Raw genomic sequence first — 23,750 nt, 5'->3', positions numbered from 1 at the left:
GCCCAACCACCAATTACCAACCACCAACTACCAACTACCAATTAAATATCCCGTTCGCTCAATTCGCGAGTCATGTGATCGAACGGTTCATCGATAAAAGCTGTATTTTCTACGCCAGCTGCTACTGCTTGTGCCTTCACAATATCCTTCATCATTTGGATACCGCGCACGGTAGGACCAATTGGTACGCCCAGAGAATTATAAGTCTCCCGCAAGCCTTGTAGCACGCGCTCGTCTAGCACATCCATATTGCCAGCTACCAGCGCGTAAGTCGCATAACGGAGGTAATAATCCATATCTCTCAAACAAGCAGCATAGCGCCGCGTTGTATAGGCATTACCACCAGGACGAATCAATTCTGGTTGTTCGGCAAATAATTGCGAACCAGCCTGCTTGACAATTGATGCAGCATTTGAGTTAACTGTTGCAGCTGCTTGAACCCGTGCCGTTCCGGTGTCAAAGTAGGACTTGAGCCGTTCTAAGGCAGTGCGATCGAAGTACCGTCCTGCCACGTCGTAAGTCCCAATTAAGCTTGTTATTGCATCCCGCATTTGATTGCTCTCCGAATTTTTCCTATCTGTGGTTTGATATTGTTGAGCTAAGGAATTGCACTTGTTAACAACTGACCGTGCCACCTCAAGCCTGAAAGCCTACAAGCAAACCATTGCTCTTTAAGGATTTTAAGCTAAATTTGACCCCGATGAGAAACCATCCATGCGTCCCAATTAATACAGCTTGTTAAGGAATAACTAATATAAGCCTCCAGGCAGACGTTTTGTCATTTAAACTACAAAATTGCCTTCACTCTCTTTCTAGGATGATTCAAATGTGGCAAGATCTGGCTTCCAGCAAACCACATCGTGGCAGCAAGCTGAGAGTGCAATAGTTCCATTCAGTCATTGGCAGATTAAGGAGTCACCATGCCCGAAACCGCACAAGAAGTCTTGAAGATGATTCAAGATCAGAACATTCAAGTCATCGATCTAAAATTCATTGACACGCCTGGAATTTGGCAGCATTTGACGGTATACCAAAACCAAATTGAAGAAAGTAGCTTCACCGACGGCGTAGCCTTCGATGGTTCTAGTATTCGCGGTTGGAAAGCCATTAATGAATCAGATATGGCAATGGTTCCCGATCCAAAAACCGCTTGGATCGATCCATTTATGGCAGAACCGACTCTAAGCCTAATCTGTAGCATTATTGAACCTCGTACAGGAGAGCCTTACGCCCGCGATCCTCGCTCTATTGCTCAAAAAGCCCTAGACTACCTAATCTCCACAGGCATCGGTGACACAGCCTTTTTTGGTCCAGAAGCCGAATTTTTCATTTTTGATGATGTCCGCTTCGACCAAAATCAGCACGAAGGATACTACCACGTAGATTCCATTGAAGGGCGTTGGAATACAGGTAGAAAAGAAGAGGGTGGCAACCTGGGCTACAAACCCCGCTACAAAGAGGGATATTTCCCAGTTGCGCCAACAGATACATCTCAGGATATGCGGACTGAGATGTTGCTGACGATGGCTAAGTGTGGCGTGCCAATCGAAAAGCATCACCACGAAGTTGCTTCAGGCGGACAGTGCGAACTTGGTATTCGCTTCGATACCATGATTAGGTCGGCTGACAATTTGATGATTTATAAGTACGTCATCAAAAATGTTGCCAGAAAGTATGGCAAAACTATCACCTTTATGCCTAAGCCAGTGTTCAACGACAACGGCTCTGGGATGCACACCCATCAATCAATTTGGAAAGATGGGCAGCCTTTGTTTGCAGGTGATAAGTATGCTGGCTTGAGCGAAATGGGGCTGCATTACATTGGTGGTATCCTCAAGCACGCTCCTGCACTTTTAGCTTTAACCAATCCCACGACTAACTCTTACAAGCGTTTAGTCCCTGGGTTTGAAGCGCCTGTAAACCTTGCCTATTCTCAAGGTAACCGCTCTGCTTCCATCCGCATTCCGCTATCTGGACCCAATCCCAAAGCTAAGCGGTTAGAGTTTCGTTGTCCAGATGCAACGGCTAACCCTTATCTAGCCTTTGCTGCTATGCTTTGCGCTGGACTAGACGGAATTAAGAATCAGATCGACCCTGGCGAACCCTTAGACGTGGATATCTACGACTTGTCGCCAGAAGAGTTAAGCAAAATTCCTTCGACTCCAGGCTCGTTAGAAGACGCTCTAGAAGCATTGGAAAAAGACCATGAATTCTTAACGTCAACTGGAGTATTCACGGAAGATTTCCTTCAAACTTGGATTGCTTACAAGCTTGACAACGAAGTTAACCCGATGCGGTTACGCCCCCATCCTTATGAATTTGCCCTCTACTACGATTGCTAGAACGTTACATGTAACGCCTCTACATCGCTAAATGAGTTTTCAGCCACCAAATTGCAGGTGGCTTTTTTCATGCGGTAAACATGTTAGGGCGGGTTTGCAGGGATATTTGGTTGGATCTCAGAGATTGCTGGTGAACCCGCCCCTACATTGTCTCCCTTGTCCAAAAATTTTTCACCAAAAATCTCCAGACCTATCGAAAGATTTAGGAATTTTTCGTAACACTTATTTACAATAAATTAAAGATTAGGTAAAGACCGACTCAAAACTGATTCCAGCAACTACCTATGGCTGACACTTTAACAAAACTGACATATCAAACTTTTCAGCAGAGCAAAAATTACTTCGGACTCGCTCACAAGATACTCAGCACGCGGGTAATGAGCCTAGTTTCGCCGAGCGATCGCAAGTCTAAACCCTTACCGCTCGATTTGCTACAGAAAATCAATCAGCGTTACGAACGACTGTTAGAAGTAGACTGGCAAGATGCCGAGGCAGGAGTCTATCCCCACAATATCCTGTTCGATAATCCTTGGGATGAGTTCTTCCTCTACTATCCGGCTGTATGGTTCGATTTGCCGCAAATTTGGGAAAGAGCCAAACAAAAAAACTACCAAGATTTTGACTCGAATTTAGATATTGCCGGCTATCCCAGCTACTACCTGCAAAATTTCCATCATCAAACGGGTGGTTATTTGAGCGACCTGTCAGCCAATCTCTACGATTTACAAGTAGAGATTCTATTTGGTGGCTCGGCTGATGCCATGCGGCGGCGGATTCTTGCATCCTTGAAGCAAGGATTGAGTGATTTTGACGATGTACCCGCTAGCCAAATTAAGATTCTCGATATTGCTTGCGGTACTGGTCGCACTCTAAAAATGATTCGCGCTGCTTTACCCAAAGCGGCGTTGTTCGGTACGGATTTATCCCCAGCCTATTTGCGCAAAGCCAATCAAATGTTGTCTCAAATTCCTGGGGAACTACCGCAATTGCTGCAAGCTAATGCCGAAGAATTGCCATACATGGATAACTACTTCCACGCTACAACTAGCGTATTCTTATTCCACGAACTGCCAGCAGTCGCACGGCAGCGAGTTATCGAAGAAGCTTTCCGAGTCACCAAGCCAGGTGGTAGGTTTATCATCTGCGACTCGATTCAGATGAGCGATTCTCCAGAAATGGAGCCAGCCATGACAGGCTTCTACGAAACCTTCCACGAGCCCTACTACAGACATTACATGACAGATGACTTAGTAGAGCGTCTGGAAAAGGCAGGTTTTGAGAATGTCACTGCTGAAGTCCAATACATGAGTAAGGTATTGGTAGCATGTAAGCCAGTGTAGCAACTGCGAGTGGAAAAATTGCGATCGAAGGCGGTGACGATGCCACCGCCTTTGAATGACGGGAGAAAGTTAAGATTTATTGCTAAAGACAGGCAATTGCTATACCTAAAAGCGATAAATTGGGTCTAGAAGACCTCATAGCTGTTAGAAGGCATTTCTATGACGAGCGATCGACCAGATCCGGCAACGGTAGTAAGTGACTCTATGTCTAGCGAAGAAATCCTCGAAGAGTTAGTTGAAGGTACTGGCATTAACCATGTAGAGGTGATCGAAACTGTCATTGCAAGCTTGCAGCAAGATGAAAGTGCAATGGTCAGTCATACTCAGAATAGCTATTTATGGAAGTTTAAGTATGGTAGCGTTGAAGTCTTCGTGCAACTAACCGGACAAACCGATGAAGACACGTTCAAAGTTTGGTCTGCGGTATTAAAATTACCCACCAAAAACGATGCTGGTTTAATGCGACGGTTACTAGAAATGAACTGGTCTGATACCTTTGAAGCCAGTTTCGGTATCTTTGACGAGCAAATTGTGGTTTTGTCTACCCGCACTGTAGCAGAACTTTCTGCTGGCGAGGTATCCCGCCTGATTACAGTCGTAGCTACGATCGCCGATGATAATGACGAGGCTTTACAACAAGAATTTGCTAATTAGTGGTAGTTGTTAGTTGGTAGTTGGTAGTTAATTCCGCCTTCCCCCTTGTCCCCCTTGTCCCCCGGCTCCCCTCGGGCGGGCTTTGACCGAAGATTAATTGACGTGAGCCATGAAGCTTTTACTAAACCCGCCCCTACAACTCCCGACTCCCGCATTTGGCGGTTAATTCCTCACCTAGAAGCGCCAGGAACAGTCCAAATGGCGATCGATCGCTATTTAGTAGAGCAGCATCAATTAGGTCTAATGCCTGCTACATTGAGGTTTTACACTTGGTCGCCGCCAGCAATTTCTCTTGGCTACCATCAACATCAGTATCCCGATCGCTGGCAAAATTTAATTTGGAATGGTAGGGCGCTCGATTTGGTACGCCGTCCAACGGGAGGTAGAGCAGTTTTACATCAAGGCGATTTAACCTATGCCGTGGTGATGTCAGGATTATCTGGAAGTCGCACTCAGGCATACCAACAAATTTGTGAATTTCTGATTCAGGGGTGGCGATCGCTCGGCATCCAGCTACACTATGGTACGGCTGGACGAGGGTACATTCACAACCCTAACTGCTTTGGTACGGCAACGGGAGCGGATCTCGTCTTGGAGGATGGGACAAAATTAATTGGTAGCGCTCAACTAAGGCGGGGTGGTGTTATCCTTCAACATGGTTCGATGCGGCTGGAACCAGATGAGGATTTGTTTGCTCAAGTGTTTGGCACAGAGGCGTTTGCTGCGATAAAGTTACCTCTGCGACGAGGGGAAGATTTAATTCAATTAGTTATAAATGCTTTAGTTGCATCTGCCAAAAATTGTTTTCATGTTGACTTCGCCGTACAACCATTATCCGAGCAAGAATGGGAAAAAGTATATTTGGATTGTGATTAAAGCTACCACAAAACGCCTTTTCTTCTCTGCTCCCTGCTCTCTACTCCCGACTTCTTGTGAAAGTTAAAGATATTGGCGAACAAGGTTTATTAGAGCGGTTACAGCGTTTTTGTCCGGCAGAAATTATCGGTGACGATGCAGCTGTAATATCATCATCGCCAGAACAATCTCTGGTGGTAACCACAGATATGCTAGTGGATGGGGTACATTTTAGCGATGCTACCACTAGTCCAGAAGATGTGGGGTGGCGATCGATTGCGGCTAACCTTTCTGACTTAGCTGCAATGGGGGCTAGACCGCTCGGAATTACCGTTGCCTTGGGATTACCTGGTGAGGTTCCTGTTGAGTGGGTAGAACGCCTCTACAAAGGCATGGATGAATGTTTGAAACTACATCAAACTCCGATTGTAGGGGGAGATGTCTGTCGTTCTCCAGTTATTACAGTTTCGATTACAGCTTTTGGCAAAGTGGAGCCAAACCAGACGATTTATCGCAATACAGCGCAAGTTGGAGATGCGATCGCCATCACAGGCTTTCATGGTGCTTCTCGTGCTGGTTTAGAATTGCTCATACATCCAGAAATCGGGCAAAATCTGAGCGATCGCGATCGCGCCTTTCTCATCCAGGCGCACCAACGCCCCAAACCCCGCTTAGATGTCTTACCTATTTTGCAAGAAATTTTAGCAGGAGATGTAGGGAAGGCAAAGAGAGCATTTAATTCCGAATTCCGAATTCCGAATTCCGAATTCCCCATTTCTGGCATGGACAGCAGCGATGGTTTAGCCGATGCGATCGTCCAAATTTGCCAAATGAGCGGTGTTGGTGCGAGGATCGATCGCGATCGAATTCCGATTCCTCCAGCTTTGTCTGATTTAGTTACCGCAGAACAGGCTGTAGAATGGGCTTTGTATGGCGGCGAAGATTTTGAGTTAGTTCTGTGTCTACCTCAACAACCAGCTGAAGCCCTGATCGAACATTTGGGTGAAGGAGCGGCAATTATTGGCGAAATCACCGCAGAATTGGAAATAATACTATGCGATCGCACTAACAAAAACCCCGACCGGATTCTCAGCCGCGATCGGGGGTTTCAACATTTTTAATCGTCATTGGTCAATTGTCATCTGTCATTTGCTTTTAACTAATGACCAATGACTAATGACAAATTCCTATTTCCAATCTCTAGCAACTAACTCAGCTAGATCTAACACCCGTTGGCTGTAGCCCCATTCGTTGTCATACCAAGCCATGACTTTAACTAGGTCGTTGCCCATAACAAGCGTCAAGCTAGCATCAACGATGGAAGAAGCATCGTGACCTTGGTAATCCGAGGATACTAGCGGTAGATCGCTATATTCTAGAATACCCTTGAGGGAGCCTTCAGCAGCTTCCTTCAACGTGGAATTGACTTCTTCAGCAAAGGTTGGCTTTTCAACCTGAGCAACCAAGTCTACCATTGAGACGTTAGGAGTAGGAACGCGCAAAGCAACACCGTTCAGCTTACCTTTCAAGTCTGGTAGTACCAAAGCCACTGCTTTAGCAGCACCAGTAGATGTAGGAACGATGTTCATAGCCGCGGCTCTTGCCCGTCTGACATCGCGGTGGCTGGCATCGAGTAATCTTTGATCCCCAGTGTAGCTGTGGGTGGTGGTCATCGTGCCTTTGATGATGCCGAATTTTTCGTGCAGCACTTTGACGATGGGCGCTAAGCAGTTCGTGGTACAGCTAGCGTTGCTTATGATTGTGTGCGTTTCATGCGCGTATTCGTGATGGTTTACGCCATAGACAAACGTACCATCATCATTTTTACCTGGAGCCGTGATCAGCACCTTCTTTGCACCAGCGTTCAAGTGTTTGGTTGCCCCTTCCCGACTGGTGAATACACCTGTCGATTCGATAATGAGATCGATATCCCAGTCTTTCCAAGGCAAGTTCTCTGGATTGCGATCGGAGGTGCATTTAACCGTCTTACCCTTGACGATAATCGAATTTTCATCTGCGCTGATGTCGATGCCTTTTAAAGTCCCCAACATGGTGTCATACTTCAGCAGATGAGCGTTGGTCTTCGGATCGGAAGTATCGTTGATCGCGACTATTTCGATATCGCTGCTGTCTCTCAGAAGCCAGCAACGCATGAAGTTACGTCCGATCCGCCCAAAACCATTGATTGCAACTCTAATCACAGCGTCTTGCCCTCTGGTGTAGTGAATTAAATACCTATTATTGACAATCGATCATATCGCAAAGGGCGCTCTATTCTAAACTAGCTTCAGTGACATTGACAGAAAAAGCACACAAATCATTGGGATCGTTATGTATATAACTGCCGATCGCCAATATAGATTCTCACTGCTTCAGGGACAAAGTAGCGAATCGAACGGCGATCGCGGCAGTATTGCCTGACTAAGCTTGCCGAAATTCCTACTAAAGGTAGATCGATAATTTGCCAGCGAATGTATGTTGATTCAGTGGCTAACTGTTGTGCTACCCGATCGCATAATACCTGAATTGGGGGACTTTCTGACTCATATAATGGACGCGGAGCGACTAACCACTCGCAAGCAGGGGCAATTTCCTGGCGATGATACCAACGGGGTAAGGTGAGAAACGTGTCTAACCCTAAAATCCAGTGCCAACGACTATCAGGGTAATTTGCTTGCAGTGCCTGCAAAGTTTGGCTGGCATAGGTGGTTTTCATAAAAGTATCCGATGGGGGTGCGATTTCCCAATCACGACGATCTGCGATCGCCTGTCGTACCATTTCCCACCGATGCTGAAATGGTGTCGATTGCTTGTAGTGTGGGCGAGAATTGACTACCCAGATCACCTGTTCTAATCCAACTTGACTGCAAGCACTCTCAGCAACCAACAAGTGTCCCCAATGTACCGGATCGAAAGTACCGCCGAAAATGCCTATTTTGTCATTTGTCATTTGTCATTCGTCATTTGTGAGTAGCTAGTAGCTAGTGGAACCAGTGGCTAGACTCTTTTCTAGACACCAGCCACTAGTCACTAGTCACCGAAAGTAACAAGTCGTGCGGAAGCCCTGCCGTCTTTAGACCAGGGAGGAAGCACGACGGTAGGCAGTTTTAACTGCCGTCCGCAGTTCTCAAAATCCATACGAATAACCATCCTTTTTGTGAATTGGAGTACAAAATCTATGGCTGATTCCAGCTACTCTGCTTGATGTAGTGGTAATATCAAAGCTGCCACTTTTACGACATGAAAGCCGACCAACATATTCTCCTGCTTTCTTTCCAGAAGTAACGATAGCTTTAACAATGTCGCCTGTTCTACAGCCAAAATGGACTTGTTTTCGCTCTCTGTGACGAATCGGAAATCCATATTTGTCAGTTCCGCACATTTGACGAGTTCCCCAACCAGTACATTTAATTCGTAATGATTGTTCGGTGAGTCAGCGAATTGTTTCGACATCGCCAACACAAGCAGCATCAATCCAATGTTGCTTGTTTAACTCAAGACGAGTCCTGTTGTACTTCGTCTGTCCGCCCGAACAATACGTCGTTGGTAGGAGGTTTTTCAAAGTATGAAACAAGCTCCATCGAGTTGCACTAACAGAGAAAGGCATCTTTTAGAGGCTTCCTGGCTAGTTGCTTGATTTTTTCTAGTCTAGAGTTATCCTTTTTCAGAAATTCTTCAATCAATTTGACTCCTTTTTTGATATTGCACCGTTGGCAACTCAAACATAAGTTTGAAACTCGATTACTGCCGCCTTTGGCGCGTGGGTGAATATGCTCAATTTGGAGTGGCACGCCTGATGTATCGCAATAAGCGCATTTGCGTCCCCATTTTTCGAGCAAGTATTCGCGTACCTCATACCCTACTAATTCCCCTTGCTGGTATTCAACACCATCTATTTCGGGATTTTGCATTTTTTGAGTGTCAAATTTAACCAACTCCATGACAACTTGAGCAATTGGTGCGTAGCGGCAAAGCCGTTTAACCCAAGTCTCAGTAGTCAAAACCCGATGCATCAATGATGGAGGTAGCCATCCTTCTTTACGTTTTCTGTTATCAAAACGTGCTGGACGATAGCGAGTTTTACGATTCCTGCGACTGCGGCGTAAAGAACGCCTAGCAGAGAGAGCGTTTTTGATTATTCCTCCTCTATGCTCAAGTTCGGCAACCCAAATAACATTTTCTCCTTCTAAAATCGCCAGTCCCGTAACTTTGCTGCCTGGGTCTAGCTTAATAGTTAATGGCTTTGGTGCAGGGTTTAAAACAGCGTGTTTCAGAATAATTGTAAAGGGATACATTCTAAATACAGCGGCTTTTTGTTTAGTCAACAATTCTCTAGCTCTTGCTGGAGAAATTGGGTTGAGAGGCTGTTTATTTGTGTCAACAACAAAAACGTAATTTTGCATTGCTGCATCCTTTTTACAGGTAATGTTTGCTTCGACATTGTTTGAGGTCGGTAACTATCCAAACGACACTGACTTAACCCAATAAGTCTGTTTAATCGTCTGGTTCTAGGGTTCAGGACTAGCAAGCATCCTAAAGTAGGTCTTTAACACTTGCCTCAAACGATAGTCTGGTCAACTAGGGCTTCAGGTTATCTGCCTGAAGCCCCCGACTTCAAGTCGGGGGTTGCTGACTGTTACCTGAAACACTCCTAAATGTTCTTCTCCTTGGCGTTCGGGAACTGAATTTGTGACGGGTTCGAGAGAGAGAATTTCAAAGTCTGGAGTAAAGTGGTTGCGGATCTCGGTTGGAGTGCTGCCGAAGGGTGGTCCACCTGAGCGAGAATGGGTGAAGAATAAACCGATGAGTCGTCCTTGAGGTTGTAATATTTCTCGGACTAATTTGACATAGGCTAGGCGCTGAGATGGGGCGATCGCGCAGAAGCAAGTATGTTCTAATACATAGTCAAAATAATGGGGAAACTCTGCTGATAATTCAAAGATATCGCGCTCTAAGAATTTTGCCGAACTACCCGTTGCTTGAGCTAATTCCGTTGCTGAGGCGATTGCACTAGGAGCAAAGTCAATTCCAATGACATCAAATCCATACTGTGCAAATAGTAAGGCATCATAACCGCGACCGCAACCCAAAACTGCAACTTTACCAGGTTTTGGGGCTTGAGGAGAATTTAATAAACTGACAAATGGTGGTGCGGCTTGTCCAATATCCCAGCGTGCCGTTCCTACTTGGTAGCGGTTTTCCCAATATTCTGAATTTGTCATTGATGAGTGGTTGGTGGCTGATGACTAGTGGAACCAGATTCAATTCTAGTCACCAGCCACTAGTCACTAATAACTGTCAACTGTATTGTGAATATTGGTCTTGCGGTTCCGTTTTTAGCATTCCAAACAGGAAGCCGAGAACAGCACCAAACAGAAAACCGCCTGCGTGCGCCCAATAAGCAATACCGCCGCTTTCCATGCCAATATTAGTTCGAGCTTCTAAACTGGCAACACCGTAAGCAGCTTGTTGCAAAAACCAGAATCCCAGGAAATAAAACGCAGGAATGCGGACGGCGGGAAAGAAAAATCCCAGTGGGATTAAAGTCAGAACTTCAGCTGTGGGATAGCGGAGAATGTACGCACCCATCACTCCGGCGATCGCCCCACTTGCACCCAAGGAAGGAATACCAGAAGATTGAGAAAAGAACCATTGTGCCAGTGCTGCCAATACGCCGCAGGCAAGATAAAAAATTAGATATTTGACGTGTCCTAAACGATCCTCAACGTTGTTGCCAAAAATCCAGAGAAACAACATATTGCCTCCCAAATGCAACAATCCTCCGTGGAGGAATTGGGAGGTGATGAGGGTAATCCACTCTGGTACGGGTTGATTTACAGTAATTCCGGCAAAACTAGCTGTTAACTCTCTAGGAACGACAGCAAATAGATGAAAAAAACCATCTAATTGTTGCGGTGGCAAATCTGCCTCGTAAATAAAGGCGAGAATATTAGCTGCAACCAGTCCATAAGTGACGTAGGGAACGATCTTCGTCGGGACGTTATCGCGGATGGGAACCATGACGCTTTTTAGCCAAAATTGATGAAACTAGCCACACAGTAGCGGATTTCACCAAAAATTGCTTCTAGCCTACAGGTAGATTATCAGTGACCAGTGACCAGTGAGAGTAGGTAATGGGTAATTGGTAGTTTTCTCCCTTGTCCCCCTTGTCTTCCTTGTCTCTTTCTTCCCCGACTCCTCAGTTTTGACTTTTGACTTTTAACTCTTGACTTTTCTAAGCGACTTGCTGCGGTTGCATGGTAGCTTCTAAGGCTGCGAGTTCTGCTAGTTGTGACTCAATTTGATCGCGGACGATTTGGCGATAATCGACGAAGTGTTCCAAGTGGGCGCAGTTGATGATATATGATTCAAACACGCTAGGATTATGCCGCAACATCGAAAATAATTGCCGCCAAAATTGCCAGCGCGTATTTCGCTTAATTCCCTGTCGCCAACAGATAGTTAATATGGCGCGTATTTCAATCAAACCTGGCATCCGCAGCTTTTTCTTCAGAGATTTCGGTTTCATGAGCCGGAAGTGGCGGTAAACTCTAGCTAAGTAGCGACTGGGTTCGTACAGTTCCCAGAAACATCTAACATACTCTTGGGCAATGTCTTCTACAGGACGGGTAGGAATAAAATTGATCAGGGTTGTTTGGTGAATATTTGCTACTCCCCTACCTTCGAGTAAACGTCCTTCTTTTTGAAGGCGATGCCACAAAGCAGTATTTGGCAGGGCTTGCAGCATACTGAATAAAGCTTGAGGAATTGCAGTTGCTTCCACAAAATCGATAATGCGATCGCCTGCTCCAGGTTTTTCGCCATCAAAGCCCATAATAAAACCAGCCATGACTCTCAGCCCCACCCGATTGATTTTTTGTACTGATTCAATCAGGGAGTTACGAGTGTTTTGGAATTTCTGTGTTAGTTCTAAGCTATCAGTATCTGGCGTTTCAATTCCTAGAAATACGGCGTTAAAGTTAGCCGCAATCATCAAATCTAAAAGTTCTTCGTCTTGGGCTAAATCTACCGATGCTTCGGTAGAAAAGCTAAAAGGATATCCTTTTTCTGCCATCCAAGGACCGAGTTCTTTTAATAACAGCTTGACGTTGCGTTTGTTGCCGATGAAATTGTCATCCACCATAAAAATCGATCGCCGCCAGCCTAAATCGTACAGAGTTTGCAATTCTGCCAATAATTGTTGCGGAGATTTAGTACGTGGTTTACGTCCGTACAACACGATAATGTCGCAGAATTCGCACTGGAAGGGACAGCCGCGCGAAAATTGCACTGACATATCAGCGTAGGCACTTAAATCTAGCAAGTCGTATCTGGGAACCGGTGTGGTCGTGACATCGGGCTTTTCACCGTTAGAGCGGATAATACCAGAAGTCTCGCCTCTTGCCAACGCTTCTACTAGCATCGGTAAGGTAATTTCACCCTCATCTAATACTAAAAAGTCTGCCCCAGCTGCCTTGGCTGCTTCCGGTACGGAGGTGACGTAGGGACCACCAACGGCGACTAATTTTCCATGTCGCTTTGCTTCTCTAATTAGATGCAGCATATCTGGTTTCTGGACGATCATCCCTGAGATGATGACCAAATCTGCCCATTCCCAATCTGCTTTTGTTTCAGATCTCACGCTACGGTCTACGAGGCGAAATTCCCACTCTTGAGGCAAAATTGCTGCCACTGTAATTAGTCCCAGTGGAGGCATTGCCACTTTACGACCAATTAGTTCGATCGCTTTATCAAAAGACCAAAATGATTTGGGAAAAAGAGGATATAGGAGTAAAACTCGCATTTAACACCACCCCTTGCAACATCAAATGGTTGCATTATTGTTCCGATTGTCTTTAAGTTGTTCTGTTGTAAAACTGCAAATAATTAGTTTTATTTTATTTACAGGCAGGTTCTAGTTGAGATCACTTTAGCAGCCTGTGTTACTTTGTTGAACCCAGCGATACTAAAAATTACGCAAATGTAAGGTGGGGTAGTCTCCGCACCGATCTGAGATCCCCCTAAATCCCCCTGAACAAAGGGGGACTGAGATTTAAATTCCCCTAAATCCCCCTGAACAAAGGGGGACTGAGATTTAAACACCCCCCTTTTTAAGGGGGGTAGGGGGGATCGGTTAGCTGACGCTAGCAGCCGTCTGTTCTGTCAGGTAGCTAGGGAGAGAACGACGCAGACGATCGCCATATAACTCTAAGGCATTACCTCCTAGCAATAACGCTAAGTGTTCGCGATCGTAATCAGCGACTCCCGCTGCATCTTTGACGCAGTTTTCCAATACACCATCCCAGTGTCCGTAGTCTCCAGAGAAGCAAGTTAGGTGCTTGCCAATCTCACCCATTGCTACGGGTAAGTAGGCGGGTGCGGGATCGTCGGATTCAAAGGAAGTAAAGATTTGTCCCCGTTCAAAATATTCCATCGGGTCGCGATGGCGCAGGTCATAATGCTCGTACAGGCTAGAATCATCGATCTTGGCGGGGTCGTGTTCGGCATTCCACAATAGATCGAAGAGATTCTTGGTCATGTTGATGATGTTAGCGCGATCGCGTCCTTTGCGTTCTTGCAACATCAATTTCGTAACATCCATCATCGAAGGACGATAAGGATTTTTGGGATCGAAATCGCGGATGCGTTTTTCCCAATGTTCGTGGAAAGAATGGGCGAGATCCGGTAGCCAGCCACAACCGCCTTCTAAAAAGCCAACCCGCAAGGTGGGAAACTGTTCAAATGCCCCATCAAATACCATCCGCGCCAAAGCGTGCTGCTGTTGGTTGCGTTGGACGAAGATGTGAGTCAGGACAAAAGTTTCCATGTAGTCAGAAATTCCGCCCATCATGTAAGAACCTGGACCACCGTGGATTCCCAGTGCAATATCTAAATCTACTGCTGCTTGTAGAATTGGTCTGAAGTCAGGATGGCTAATTGGCTTACAACTGCGGATATCGGGGAAAGCCTGGGGTGCTTTTGGGTGGGGAATGGGCATATTTGGGGCGACACCGACACCAATCATTCCTAGTTCGTTGACGCAGCGACGCATTTCGGCGACAGCCGCATCGACATCTTGTAGAGGTATGACACCAATTGGTTTGAGGCGATCGCCATATGGACGACAATCTTCGGCAATATAGTCGTTATAAGCCCGACATAGGGCGATCGCTAAGTCTTTATCTAAGATGCTAGAAAATGTCAGGTTGAACGTACCGAAAATTACGTGTACGTCTACCCCTTCCCGATCCATATCTTCAATCCGCAGGCGGTTGAATGTTGCGCCCAAAGTAGTTGTTGGGTGTAAGTTACGAAATCCACCTTTCCCCATGCCTTGAGGCTGGGGAAACATCCGCGTTAGATCGTTTTTGCCTGTAGCGGGGTTAAAATCGACTACCCGCGCCCGCTGATCGCCCAGACTATCGATTACCATCCCCACGCGATCGCGATACTTTGGCTCTAGATAATCCCGCATGACTAAGGGATTTTCAAGCTTGTGGGCATCTGCATCAATAACTGGTAAACCTTGATACATGAATTTTCCTCAAATGTCTTAAGAGTGAGTAGCTATCAATTACTTCTGACTTCTGACTTCTGGCTTCTGACTTGATTGAAATAGCGCCAAAGTTGACGCAAGCCAAATAAATTCTCGAACGACCAAGAAATCGAAACGGGAATCATAATTCCGCTGCGGTACTTGACAAATGCAGGTTTGTTCTTCTCAAAAAATGCATGTCCGCCGATCGCGAATACTTGTGTCAGTACCAGACAAACTAGCGTCCATCGCCAATCGTAGAACAGCAATACAACCGCCGATATCGCCAGTAAGACTGTTAAATGATGTAAAAATATGTTGATCGGGTTCTGATGACTCGCTATGAAATATGCTTTAGCTTCTTGGAAGTAACTCAACTTAACATTCCTCCAGGTACGCCGCACGCCAACTTTAAGCTGTATTGTAAAGATATTAACGATGCTATTGCCAAAAATTTCTACTACTGTAATATTCTTCTAAGATTTTGTGTTTGACCGAGTCAATAGCATAAGTCTTTAGACTCCTGCGTGCCTTACAGTTCGTTGTGTTCGGGCTGTTGCTTCATTATTTTTGCAGTTTAAATATAATGCATATAAGATATTTGCATCATTATATTTTGCCTCGCTTAAGTATTACACAGAAGCGTTTTTCTAGCAGCGATCGCCACTCGAAAGCAGCAGACACAAACTGACCCTTGTATTAAACCTAATTTACCTAGCTTTACCAAAGCGGTATTATGACACTTCAGGGATTGGCATTGGTGAGTGGTGCGTAGTGAGTGGTGCGTGAAACAGATTGTACTTACTCCTGACTCCTCAGTTTTGACTTTTAACTTTTGACTTTTGACTTTTTCAAAGCTTATATCCAATTTGGCGTAAAAACTTTTGTCGTGCTTGTATGTCCTCAGCGTTCTCTACACCTTTGGGGGAAAATCCGTCTACAACACCCAAGATTCCTCGTCCTTGTTGAGTTTCCGCTAGGATGACTTCTACTGGATTTGCTGTCGCGCAATGGATATTGCAGACTTCCTGGCATTGTTTGATTGCATTGAGGAAGTTAATCGGGTAGGCTTGTTTCATCAGAATCACGAAACTGTGTCCTGCCGCGATCGCCTGAGCGTTCTTAGTAGCTATATCTTGTAGTTCTTTATCATTTCCGGCAGTGCGGATCAAACAGGAACCAGAAGCCTCACAGAAAGCGATCCCAAATTTTGCTTGGGCAGAGATCCCGACGACAATCTCGTATAAGTCTTCCACAGTTTTAATAAAGTGACTGTGACCGATGATAATATTGCTACCTTCAGGAATTTCCATCGCCACAGATTTGAGTTCCATTTTTCCCTCCTCAAGATTCCTCTGCTACAAACCTCAACAATATCATCGCGCTTTCTATGGATGCGATCGCGTTTTAGAAATTTACTAGGACAATTGCCTTCTCTGACGGTATTAAAGCATAACAAGATAAGCTGATAGTGGTAGAAGATTTTTATGGTGCATAATCTATAGGTTAAGTTATGTTGCGATCGTTGACGCTCAAAAACTTTCGTTGCTTCCAAAGTTTCACTATTGAGCCACTGGAAAGAATAAACTTGATCTCTGGTAAAAATAATGTTGGTAAAACATCTTTATTAGAAGCTATTTTTATTTCTATTAATCCAATTGGTTACGATGCAGTTCTTAGAATTGAGCAGATTCGTAGTCTCGCGTCTCGCGATCGCTTCAAGACGCTTGAAGAGTGGAGAAATATCTTTTACGAGCAAGAGCTTGAAAGAACTATTAATATTAATACGATAGAACAAAGTAATATACAGCGTTCATTAAAAATTTTTATGGCAAATGAAATGAGTCAAATGTCAGTACCGCTTTTTCAAGAAGACGAAACAATTCCTTTTAGAACAAATGAATCACTCATGACAGGTTTTAGGAAGTATGACGGATTAGTATTTGAGTATGAATATCCCAATGGAGTTACTCGAAACTTTTTAAGAGCTGATGGTCGAGCGCAAAAGTCATATCCTAGATTTCCTGAAGGATTTCCCTTTGTAGGTATATATATTACTACTAACACACGCTCTCATAGAGAAGATGCTGAACGTTTCAGCAATTTGGAGCGTGTAGGCAAGCAAGATGAGATCGTAAAAGCCTTACGTCTGCTAGAACCACGATTGCAGCGGCTTACCTTACTACTTGTAGGTAGAGGACTAATTGTTCACGGCGATATTGGTATGCGAGAACTTGTACCGCTAACGCTTATGGGTGAAGGGATGGGACGATTACTTTCTATTATATTAGCTATTGCAACCGCTAGAGGTGGTATTGTTTTAATTGATGAAATTGAAAATGGCTTACATTACTCAGTTTTAGTAGATGTTTGGAGAGCCATAGCTGATGCTGCTAGAAGGTCGGACGTACAAATATTTGCAACAACCCATAGTTATGAATGTATATTAGCTGCTCATAAAGCATTTGAGACTAGCGAGAAATATGATTTTCGTTACCATCGACTTGAGCAGGTTAACAATGATATTCAAGCAATAACTTATGACAGAGAAACTTTAGCAACCTCTGATGAAATGAATTTGGAGATGCGTTAATGCCTGCTAGACCAACGCAAATCTCTAAACCTAAACTTTTAATTGGAGAAGGTTCGGAAGAAATATTATTTTTTAATGCCTTGTTATCCCAGCTTAATATTACTGATGTACAGGTACTAGAGTATGGAGGTAAACCAGGATTAGGGAGATTTTTAAAAACTCTACCACAGATTTCTGGTTATAGAGAAATTACCTCTTTAGGAATTACACGCGATGCAGATGATTCCGCTAGAAGTGCATTTCAGAGTATTTGTAGTGGGTTAAGAAATGCCAGATTACCTGTTCCAAATAAACTAGGAGAGATAACTACCACTACTCCTCAAATTAGCATACTAAATATATCAAAAAATAGGACAAAATCCTAAAAGTCTTGCAAAAGCACGAATACATGCATGGTTATCGGCACAAATTGAACCAGACAAACGTTTAGGACAAGCAGCACAAGCTGGTTATTTACCTTGGAATAGTCCAGAATTCGATCGCTTAAAGCAGTTTTTCTTGTCTCTTTGAAAAATCTAATTAGTTTGAAACTGTTAATTGCAATAAATACCTGGATTTCAAACCTCACTCCTGGTGTATGGTTCGTGTTTCTTCTTTTATCTCCCAGATGACTTCATCTTTTGATGGTAATTTTGACATATTTTGCTGGCGCTCTATTCTATATGTTCGAGAAATTTTACATACTCTATTAGCTCCAAATACGTTAGATGTATAAGCTACCTTGAGATGGATATAATAGACATCCGAATGAGCAATTTGGCGAACGATTTCTTGCAGTTGCGCAGATTCGGCTGGAATAAATAACCTTTGTTTATAACCTCTGGTTTGACACCATTGAACCAAATCATCTTCTGGAGGAGGGGGAAAACCTTCTAACGGTTTGAGTCTAGCTAATTCTGCGTATTCGTAAGTAAACCATCTTTCGCGATCGAAATACCAGCGATCGCTCCGAGCCACACTCACGGTAATATGAACGTCGTTAGCAGAAATTTTATCACCGAAAGTAACAAGTCGTGCGGAAGCCCTGCCGTCTTTAGACCAGGGAGGAAGCACGACGGTAGGCAGTTTTAACTGCCGTCCGCAGTTCTCAAAATCCATACGAATAACCATCCTTTTTGTGAATTGGAGTACAAAATCTATGGCTGATTCCAGCTACTCTGCTTGATGTAGTGGTAATATCAAAGCTGCCACTTTTACGACATGAAAGCCGACCAACATATTCTCCTGCTTTCTTTCCAGAAGTAACGATAGCTTTAACAATGTCGCCTGTTCTACAGCCAAAATGGACTTGTTTTCGCTCTCTGTGACGAATCGGAAATCCATATTTGTCAGTTCCGCACATTTGACGAGTTCCCCAACCAGTACATTTAATTCGTAATGATTGTTCGGTGAGTCAGCGAATTGTTTCGACATCGCCAACACAAGCAGCATCAATCCAATGTTGCTTGTTTAACTCAAGACGAGTCCTGTTGTACTTCGTCTGTCCGCCCGAACAATACGTCGTTGGTAGGAGGTTTTTCAAAGTATGAAACAAGCTCCATCGAGTTGCACTAACAGAGAAAGGCATCTTTTAGAGGCTTCCTGGCTAGTTGCTTGATTTTTTCTAGTCTAGAGTTATCCTTTTTCAGAAATTCTTCAATCAATTTGACTCCTTTTTTGATATTGCACCGTTGGCAACTCAAACATAAGTTTGAAACTCGATTACTGCCGCCTTTGGCGCGTGGGTGAATATGCTCAATTTGGAGTGGCACGCCTGATGTATCGCAATAAGCGCATTTGCGTCCCCATTTTTCGAGCAAGTATTCGCGTACCTCATACCCTACTAATTCCCCTTGCTGGTATTCAACACCATCTATTTCGGGATTTTGCATTTTTTGAGTGTCAAATTTAACCAACTCCATGACAACTTGAGCAATTGGTGCGTAGCGGCAAAGCCGTTTAACCCAAGTCTCAGTAGTCAAAACCCGATGCATCAATGATGGAGGTAGCCATCCTTCTTTACGTTTTCTGTTATCAAAACGTGCTGGACGATAGCGAGTTTTACGATTCCTGCGACTGCGGCGTAAAGAACGCCTAGCAGAGAGAGCGTTTTTGATTATTCCTCCTCTATGCTCAAGTTCGGCAACCCAAATAACATTTTCTCCTTCTAAAATCGCCAGTCCCGTAACTTTGCTGCCTGGGTCTAGCTTAATAGTTAATGGCTTTGGTGCAGGGTTTAAAACAGCGTGTTTCAGAATAATTGTAAAGGGATACATTCTAAATACAGCGGCTTTTTGTTTAGTCAACAATTCTCTAGCTCTTGCTGGAGAAATTGGGTTGAGAGGCTGTTTATTTGTGTCAACAACAAAAACGTAATTTTGCATTGCTGCATCCTTTTTACAGGTAATGTTTGCTTCGACATTGTTTGAGGTCGGTAACTATCCAAACGACACTGACTTAACCCAATAAGTCTGTTTAATCGTCTGGTTCTAGGGTTCAGGACTAGCAAGCATCCTAAAGTAGGTCTTTAACACTTGCCTCAAACGATAGTCTGGTCAACTAGGGCTTCAGGTTATCTGCCTGAAGCCCCCGACTTCAAGTCGGGGGTTGCTGACTTTCATTGAACAGACTACAGCTAGGAAAGATTCGGTTTGGCAACCAGTTGAGTTCTGCTCTTAATTTAGGATAGTTAGCAGCCGCAAACGTTCTTCTTGAGTTCCAAAAATTGCCCCAAGTGGCGACGACTGCCAAAATAGAGATACATAGAGCAATATATTCAGTAGGAAATGTCTTCGTACCCCACTTGATAGCAAACTCAATCATGGAAAAGTCAAAAGTTAAAAGTTAAAAGTCAAAACAATTGAACCTATAGTTGAGCAGGTTAGATGGACAAAAGTTTGACGATCGATCTATCGTAAGGAAATTAAACGATCGCCTCTACTAAGATCTTCGCTTGCTGTTAATACTTCTTGTCTTGCCCAACGGTCTGCTGCTACGATGTCAGCTAAAGATGGAGTCGAACAATTATCAGATGCATGGCGATCGCAAACTAGTTCGATACAACGAGGAATATCTAAAAAGCGGATTTTTTCTTCTAAAAATAAAGCTACAGCTTGCTCGTTAGCTGCATTTAAAACTGCTGGCATCGATCCACCCGCACGACCCGCGCTATATGCTAATTGCATACAAGGATATTTCTCGTGATCTGGGGCTTTAAAAGTTAAACTACCAATTTCTACCAAATCTAATTGCTTCCAATTAGTATAAATTCTCTCTGGGTATGACATGGCATATAGCAACGGTAAACGCATATCTGCCCAGCCTAACTGTGCTAATACAGAAGTATCTTGTAGTTCGATCAGAGAATGGATAATACTTTGGGGATGGATGACAATATCAATGCGATCGTAATCTAATCCAAATAAGTAATGAGCTTCAATGACTTCCAATCCCTTATTCATCAACGTCGCTGAATCGATCGTAATTTTCCGTCCCATCGTCCAGTTAGGATGTTTTAAAGCATCGGCAACGGTGACATTTGCTAACTTGTCTACAGGTAAATCGCGGAAAGAACCCCCAGAAGCCGTGAGTAAAATTCGCCGCAAGCCACGTCCCGGTACGCCTTGAAGACACTGAAAAATCGCCGAGTGTTCTGAATCTGCGGGTAACAGTTTAATCCCGTATTTTTCTACCAATGGTAAGACAACAGGACCACCCGCAATCAGAGTTTCCTTATTTGCCAAAGCAATATCTTTACCCGCCTCAATTGCAGCAATTGTCGGTAACAATCCCGCACAACCGACAATTCCCGTCACCACACTTTCGGCATCGCCATAACGGGCAACTTCTACAATACCCTCTTCCCCTGCTAGTAAAATCGGTGGCGAGTCGAGATCTGCGATCGCTTCTTTCAATTCTGGTAACTTATCTACATCGCAAATAGCAGCAATACTCGGCTTAAACTGTCGAATTTGCGCCGCCAGCATCTCTACATTGCGTCCAGCCGCCAACCCGACAATCCGAAATTGGTCGGGGTGCTGTGCCACAATATCCAGAGTTTGAGTACCAATAGAGCCAGTCGATCCCAGGAGAGTAATTGCTTTCACGATTGTTTCAGAATTAGCAGCAATACCACTTTATCAGGGAGCAGGGAGCAGGGGGACAAGGGGGACAAGGGGGACAAGGGGGACAAGGGGGACAAGGGGGACAAGGGGGACAAGGGGGACAAGGGGGACAAGGAAGCAACTACCAACTACCCGTTACCAACTACCCATTACCAACTTTTGTTTACATTGTTACCAAAAACTTTAATTTATATCAAGATTTGATGAATTTTTTTCAGAAAAGGGTCTATGCTCACAGATACAGGAGCAGCTAGACAAAATCTTTGCGAAATTAGGTGCGATCTCATTTGATCGCAGTTTGGGTGGGGAGTGGAGTTAACTTTGTCAAACTTCGCTAATGAGTCACTAGATTTAATTCCTCTTTAACAGCAGGAGATTTATATGACCCAAGAACATGCTGCCCGCTTTTTTAAAGCCGTACTGCAAGACGACGCATTGCAAGCTAGACTTAAGGCTACAACTGAACCAGAAGCTTTCATTCAGATTGCATCTGAACGAGGATACAAATTCACAGTTGCTGAATTGGATGCTCAAATTAGCAAGTTAACTCCTGAAGAGATGGCTGCGGTAATCAACCCAGGGATTTCTCCACGACGGCGTTTAATGCCTAGATAATGTCCACTTTGAGAGACGTTACATATAACGTCTCTACTAACCGCTCTATGATACTTCTACTGGAGTTGGCGCGATCGCCTCTGGTTGCGATCGTCGAGCGATCGCCTCAATAAACCCCTTAAATAAAGGATGGGGCGTACTAGGGCGAGATTGAAACTCTGGGTGAAATTGGCAGGCAATGAAAAATGGATGGCTGGGGAGTTCGATAATTTCTACCAAGCGTCCATCGGGGGAAGTGCCACTAATGACGTATCCCGACTCCAAAAATAGGTTGCGGTAGGCGTTGTTGAATTCGTAGCGATGGCGATGGCGTTCGTAAATTAGGGGCTTTTGATACAGTGCGTGCGCTAGGGTATTGGGTGTGAGACTGCAAGGATATAACCCTAGCCGCATGGTTCCACCTAAATCGACGACATCTTGCTGTTCTGGCAAAAGATTTATTACGGGATATTGACAATTAGGGGCAAACTCTGCGCTGTGGGCATCTTCCAAACGTGCAACATGACGCGCCCATTCAATTACAGAACATTGCATTCCCAAACACAAACCGAGGAACGGAATTTGATGTTCGCGGGCGTATTCTACAGCGGCAATTTTGCCATCTACACCGCGCACGCCGAAGCCTCCAGGGACGACGATACCATGAACGCCCTGCAGTAAAGCGTCTGCCCCTTCTATTTCTAAATCTTCCGAGTTGATCCAACGCAGGTGTAATTCGCCATTTGTCGCGATCGCTGCATGGCGCAAAGCTTCTACTACTGATAGATAAGCATCGTTTAAACGCACGTACTTACCAACAATGGCAACTTCAACTTGGTGAGTGGGGTTGGCTTGTCGTTGTACTATAGTTTGCCATTGCGAGAGATCGGGCTGGCGTTGTCCGAGTTGCAGCAATTCTATGGTTTGCTGTGCCAGCCCTTCTGTTTCTAAAGTTAAGGGGACTTCATAGATACTGCTGGCATCTTGACAGCTAATGACGCATTCAACAGATACGTCACAAAATTCAGCCATTTTTGCTTTTAGACCGTCGGGTAGGGGGCGATCGCTGCGACAGACTAAAATATCTGGTTGAATCCCGATCGACCGCAACTCTTTAACAGAATGTTGTGTCGGTTTGGTTTTCATTTCCCCAGCCGAAGGAATCCAGGGAACGAGGGTAACGTGCATGTACAAGACGTTTTGTCGCCCTACATCCTTACGAAACTGGCGAATTGCTTCGAGAAATGGTAGCGATTCGATGTCTCCCACCGTACCGCCAATTTCGGTAATGACGACATCGGGATTCGTATTTTTGGCAACGCGCTGAATCCTTTCTTTAATTTCATTCGTAATGTGGGGAATGACTTGTACTGTTCCCCCCATGTAATCACCACGCCGTTCTTTATTAATTACTGCCTGATAAATTGAACCAGTCGTGACGCTATTGAGGCGCGACATGGAAGTATCGGTAAAACGTTCGTAATGTCCTAAGTCTAGATCTGTTTCCGCGCCATCTTCGGTGACAAAAACTTCCCCATGTTGAAAGGGACTCATCGTACCTGGATCGACATTAATATAGGGGTCGAGTTTGAGAATAGAAACTGAATAATCTCGCGATTTGAGCAGCCGTCCCAAGCTTGCCGCTACAATACCCTTACCAATGCTGGAGACTACGCCACCAGTCACAAACACAAATTTAGTCATAGTAGTTTTTCTTAATCTTGGGCAACTTCC

23 protein-coding genes and 2 pseudogenes are annotated in these 23,750 nt (G+C 44.6%); 10 read left to right on the top strand and 15 right to left on the bottom strand.

Annotated features, from left to right (window positions below; translation table 11 throughout):
• Positions 1 to 41: 41 nt before the first annotated feature.
• Positions 42 to 551 carry an allophycocyanin subunit beta gene (gene apcB / locus CHRO_RS23145; protein WP_015156653.1) on the bottom strand — a complete coding sequence of 170 codons (510 nt, stop codon included), beginning with the start codon at positions 549 to 551 and terminating at the stop codon, positions 42 to 44.
• Positions 552 to 920: 369 nt separating this feature from the next.
• On the opposite strand from apcB, the gene glnA reads away from it, so the two are divergent.
• From glnA to thiL, 5 genes are all read left to right on the top strand, one after another.
• Positions 921 to 2,342 (top strand): type I glutamate--ammonia ligase, encoded by a 1,422-nt coding sequence (gene glnA, locus CHRO_RS23140; protein WP_015156652.1) that lies wholly within the window; start codon positions 921 to 923, stop codon positions 2,340 to 2,342.
• A 284-nt stretch (positions 2,343 to 2,626) separates the two neighbouring features.
• The gene (locus tag CHRO_RS23135) at positions 2,627 to 3,682 is read left to right on the top strand and encodes a class I SAM-dependent methyltransferase (RefSeq protein ID WP_015156651.1); all 1,056 of its coding nucleotides are present in this window, start codon (positions 2,627 to 2,629) and stop codon (positions 3,680 to 3,682) included.
• A gap of 159 nt (positions 3,683 to 3,841) precedes the next feature.
• Positions 3,842 to 4,336 carry a YbjN domain-containing protein gene (locus CHRO_RS23130; RefSeq protein ID WP_015156650.1) on the top strand — a complete coding sequence of 165 codons (495 nt, stop codon included), beginning with the start codon at positions 3,842 to 3,844 and terminating at the stop codon, positions 4,334 to 4,336.
• A gap of 198 nt (positions 4,337 to 4,534) precedes the next feature.
• Entirely contained in the window at positions 4,535 to 5,212 is a 678-nt protein-coding gene (locus tag CHRO_RS23125; RefSeq protein WP_106219021.1) for a lipoate--protein ligase family protein, read from the top strand.
• 56 nt (positions 5,213 to 5,268) lie between these two features.
• On the top strand, positions 5,269 to 6,312 hold the full coding sequence (gene thiL / locus CHRO_RS23120; protein WP_015156648.1) for a thiamine-phosphate kinase: 1,044 nt from the start codon (positions 5,269 to 5,271) through the stop codon (positions 6,310 to 6,312).
• 66 nt (positions 6,313 to 6,378) lie between these two features.
• On the opposite strand, the gene CHRO_RS23115 is transcribed toward thiL, so the two are convergent.
• The 9 genes and pseudogenes from CHRO_RS23115 to CHRO_RS23075 all read right to left on the bottom strand — a co-directional run bounded on the left by CHRO_RS23115 (position 6,379) and on the right by CHRO_RS23075 (position 16,060).
• On the bottom strand, positions 6,379 to 7,392 hold the full coding sequence (locus CHRO_RS23115) for a type I glyceraldehyde-3-phosphate dehydrogenase (RefSeq protein WP_015156647.1): 1,014 nt from the start codon (positions 7,390 to 7,392) through the stop codon (positions 6,379 to 6,381).
• Positions 7,393 to 7,520: 128 nt separating this feature from the next.
• Positions 7,521 to 8,141, bottom strand: coding sequence for a nicotinate (nicotinamide) nucleotide adenylyltransferase (nadD, locus tag CHRO_RS23110; protein ID WP_015156646.1), 621 nt, complete (start codon positions 8,139 to 8,141; stop codon positions 7,521 to 7,523).
• A 177-nt stretch (positions 8,142 to 8,318) separates the two neighbouring features.
• Positions 8,319 to 9,594, bottom strand: a pseudogene (gene iscB / locus CHRO_RS34935) (RNA-guided endonuclease IscB).
• Between the two features lie 183 nt (positions 9,595 to 9,777).
• Entirely contained in the window at positions 9,778 to 10,413 is a 636-nt protein-coding gene (locus tag CHRO_RS23100) for a methyltransferase domain-containing protein (RefSeq protein ID WP_015156645.1), read from the bottom strand.
• 76 nt (positions 10,414 to 10,489) lie between these two features.
• Positions 10,490 to 11,212: a rhomboid family intramembrane serine protease gene (locus tag CHRO_RS23095; protein ID WP_015156644.1), complete on the bottom strand. Its 723-nt coding sequence runs from the start codon at positions 11,210 to 11,212 to the stop codon at positions 10,490 to 10,492.
• 214 nt (positions 11,213 to 11,426) lie between these two features.
• Complete coding sequence (locus tag CHRO_RS23090; protein ID WP_015156643.1) at positions 11,427 to 12,995, bottom strand: B12-binding domain-containing radical SAM protein; 1,569 nt, start codon at positions 12,993 to 12,995, stop codon at positions 11,427 to 11,429.
• A gap of 330 nt (positions 12,996 to 13,325) precedes the next feature.
• Positions 13,326 to 14,726, bottom strand: a complete 1,401-nt coding sequence (locus tag CHRO_RS23085; RefSeq protein WP_015156642.1) for an amidohydrolase family protein — start codon at positions 14,724 to 14,726, stop codon at positions 13,326 to 13,328.
• Positions 14,727 to 14,761: 35 nt separating this feature from the next.
• Entirely contained in the window at positions 14,762 to 15,103 is a 342-nt protein-coding gene (locus tag CHRO_RS23080; RefSeq protein ID WP_041463443.1) for a DUF962 domain-containing protein, read from the bottom strand.
• 474 nt (positions 15,104 to 15,577) lie between these two features.
• Positions 15,578 to 16,060 carry an adenosine-specific kinase gene (locus tag CHRO_RS23075; protein WP_015156641.1) on the bottom strand — a complete coding sequence of 161 codons (483 nt, stop codon included), beginning with the start codon at positions 16,058 to 16,060 and terminating at the stop codon, positions 15,578 to 15,580.
• Between the two features lie 179 nt (positions 16,061 to 16,239).
• Between CHRO_RS23075 and CHRO_RS23070 the strand changes: the two genes are divergently transcribed.
• The 3 genes from CHRO_RS23070 to CHRO_RS34930 are packed head-to-tail and all read left to right on the top strand — an operon-like array spanning position 16,240 to position 17,829.
• Complete coding sequence (locus CHRO_RS23070) at positions 16,240 to 17,319, top strand: AAA family ATPase (RefSeq protein ID WP_015156640.1); 1,080 nt, start codon at positions 16,240 to 16,242, stop codon at positions 17,317 to 17,319.
• On the top strand, positions 17,319 to 17,684 hold the full coding sequence (locus CHRO_RS23065) for a DUF3226 domain-containing protein (RefSeq protein ID WP_041462610.1): 366 nt from the start codon (positions 17,319 to 17,321) through the stop codon (positions 17,682 to 17,684). The genes CHRO_RS23070 and CHRO_RS23065 overlap by 1 nt, the downstream gene beginning before the upstream one ends.
• Positions 17,656 to 17,829 (top strand): DUF3226 domain-containing protein, encoded by a 174-nt coding sequence (locus CHRO_RS34930; RefSeq protein ID WP_342669350.1) that lies wholly within the window; start codon positions 17,656 to 17,658, stop codon positions 17,827 to 17,829. Before CHRO_RS23065 ends, CHRO_RS34930 begins: the two co-directional genes overlap by 29 nt.
• Before the next feature lie 54 nt (positions 17,830 to 17,883).
• On the opposite strand, the gene CHRO_RS23055 is transcribed toward CHRO_RS34930, so the two are convergent.
• The 4 genes and pseudogenes from CHRO_RS23055 to dxr form a co-directional block, all read right to left on the bottom strand.
• The gene (locus tag CHRO_RS23055) at positions 17,884 to 18,429 is read right to left on the bottom strand and encodes a hypothetical protein (protein WP_106167673.1); all 546 of its coding nucleotides are present in this window, start codon (positions 18,427 to 18,429) and stop codon (positions 17,884 to 17,886) included.
• Positions 18,407 to 19,682, bottom strand: a pseudogene (iscB, locus tag CHRO_RS34925) (RNA-guided endonuclease IscB). The gene CHRO_RS23055 and the pseudogene iscB (CHRO_RS34925) overlap by 23 nt, the downstream one beginning before the upstream one ends.
• 211 nt (positions 19,683 to 19,893) lie before the next feature.
• Positions 19,894 to 20,121, bottom strand: a complete 228-nt coding sequence (locus CHRO_RS23045; RefSeq protein WP_015156638.1) for a hypothetical protein — start codon at positions 20,119 to 20,121, stop codon at positions 19,894 to 19,896.
• Between the two features lie 86 nt (positions 20,122 to 20,207).
• A complete protein-coding gene (dxr, locus tag CHRO_RS23040; protein WP_015156637.1) occupies positions 20,208 to 21,404 on the bottom strand; it encodes a 1-deoxy-D-xylulose-5-phosphate reductoisomerase in 1,197 nt (398 codons plus the stop codon).
• On the opposite strand from dxr, the gene CHRO_RS32825 reads away from it, so the two are divergent.
• Both CHRO_RS32825 and CHRO_RS23035 read left to right on the top strand, forming a co-directional pair.
• On the top strand, positions 21,357 to 21,626 hold the full coding sequence (locus CHRO_RS32825) for a hypothetical protein (protein ID WP_181824225.1): 270 nt from the start codon (positions 21,357 to 21,359) through the stop codon (positions 21,624 to 21,626). The genes dxr and CHRO_RS32825 overlap by 48 nt on opposite strands.
• Positions 21,627 to 21,803: 177 nt before the next feature.
• Positions 21,804 to 22,037 (top strand): Nif11-like leader peptide family natural product precursor, encoded by a 234-nt coding sequence (locus tag CHRO_RS23035; protein ID WP_015156636.1) that lies wholly within the window; start codon positions 21,804 to 21,806, stop codon positions 22,035 to 22,037.
• Positions 22,038 to 22,082: 45 nt separating this feature from the next.
• Here the strand turns inward: CHRO_RS23035 and CHRO_RS23030 are convergent, their stop codons facing one another.
• Positions 22,083 to 23,720: a CTP synthase gene (locus tag CHRO_RS23030; protein WP_015156635.1), complete on the bottom strand. Its 1,638-nt coding sequence runs from the start codon at positions 23,718 to 23,720 to the stop codon at positions 22,083 to 22,085.
• Between the last annotated feature and the right edge of the window lie 30 nt (positions 23,721 to 23,750).

It is taken from the genome of Chroococcidiopsis thermalis PCC 7203 (genome assembly GCF_000317125.1).
Lineage (GTDB): Bacteria > Cyanobacteriota > Cyanobacteriia > Cyanobacteriales > Chroococcidiopsidaceae > Chroococcidiopsis > Chroococcidiopsis thermalis.
The sequence above is the reverse complement of the archived record's forward strand: the minus strand, read 5'-3'. Positions and strand labels throughout refer to the sequence as shown.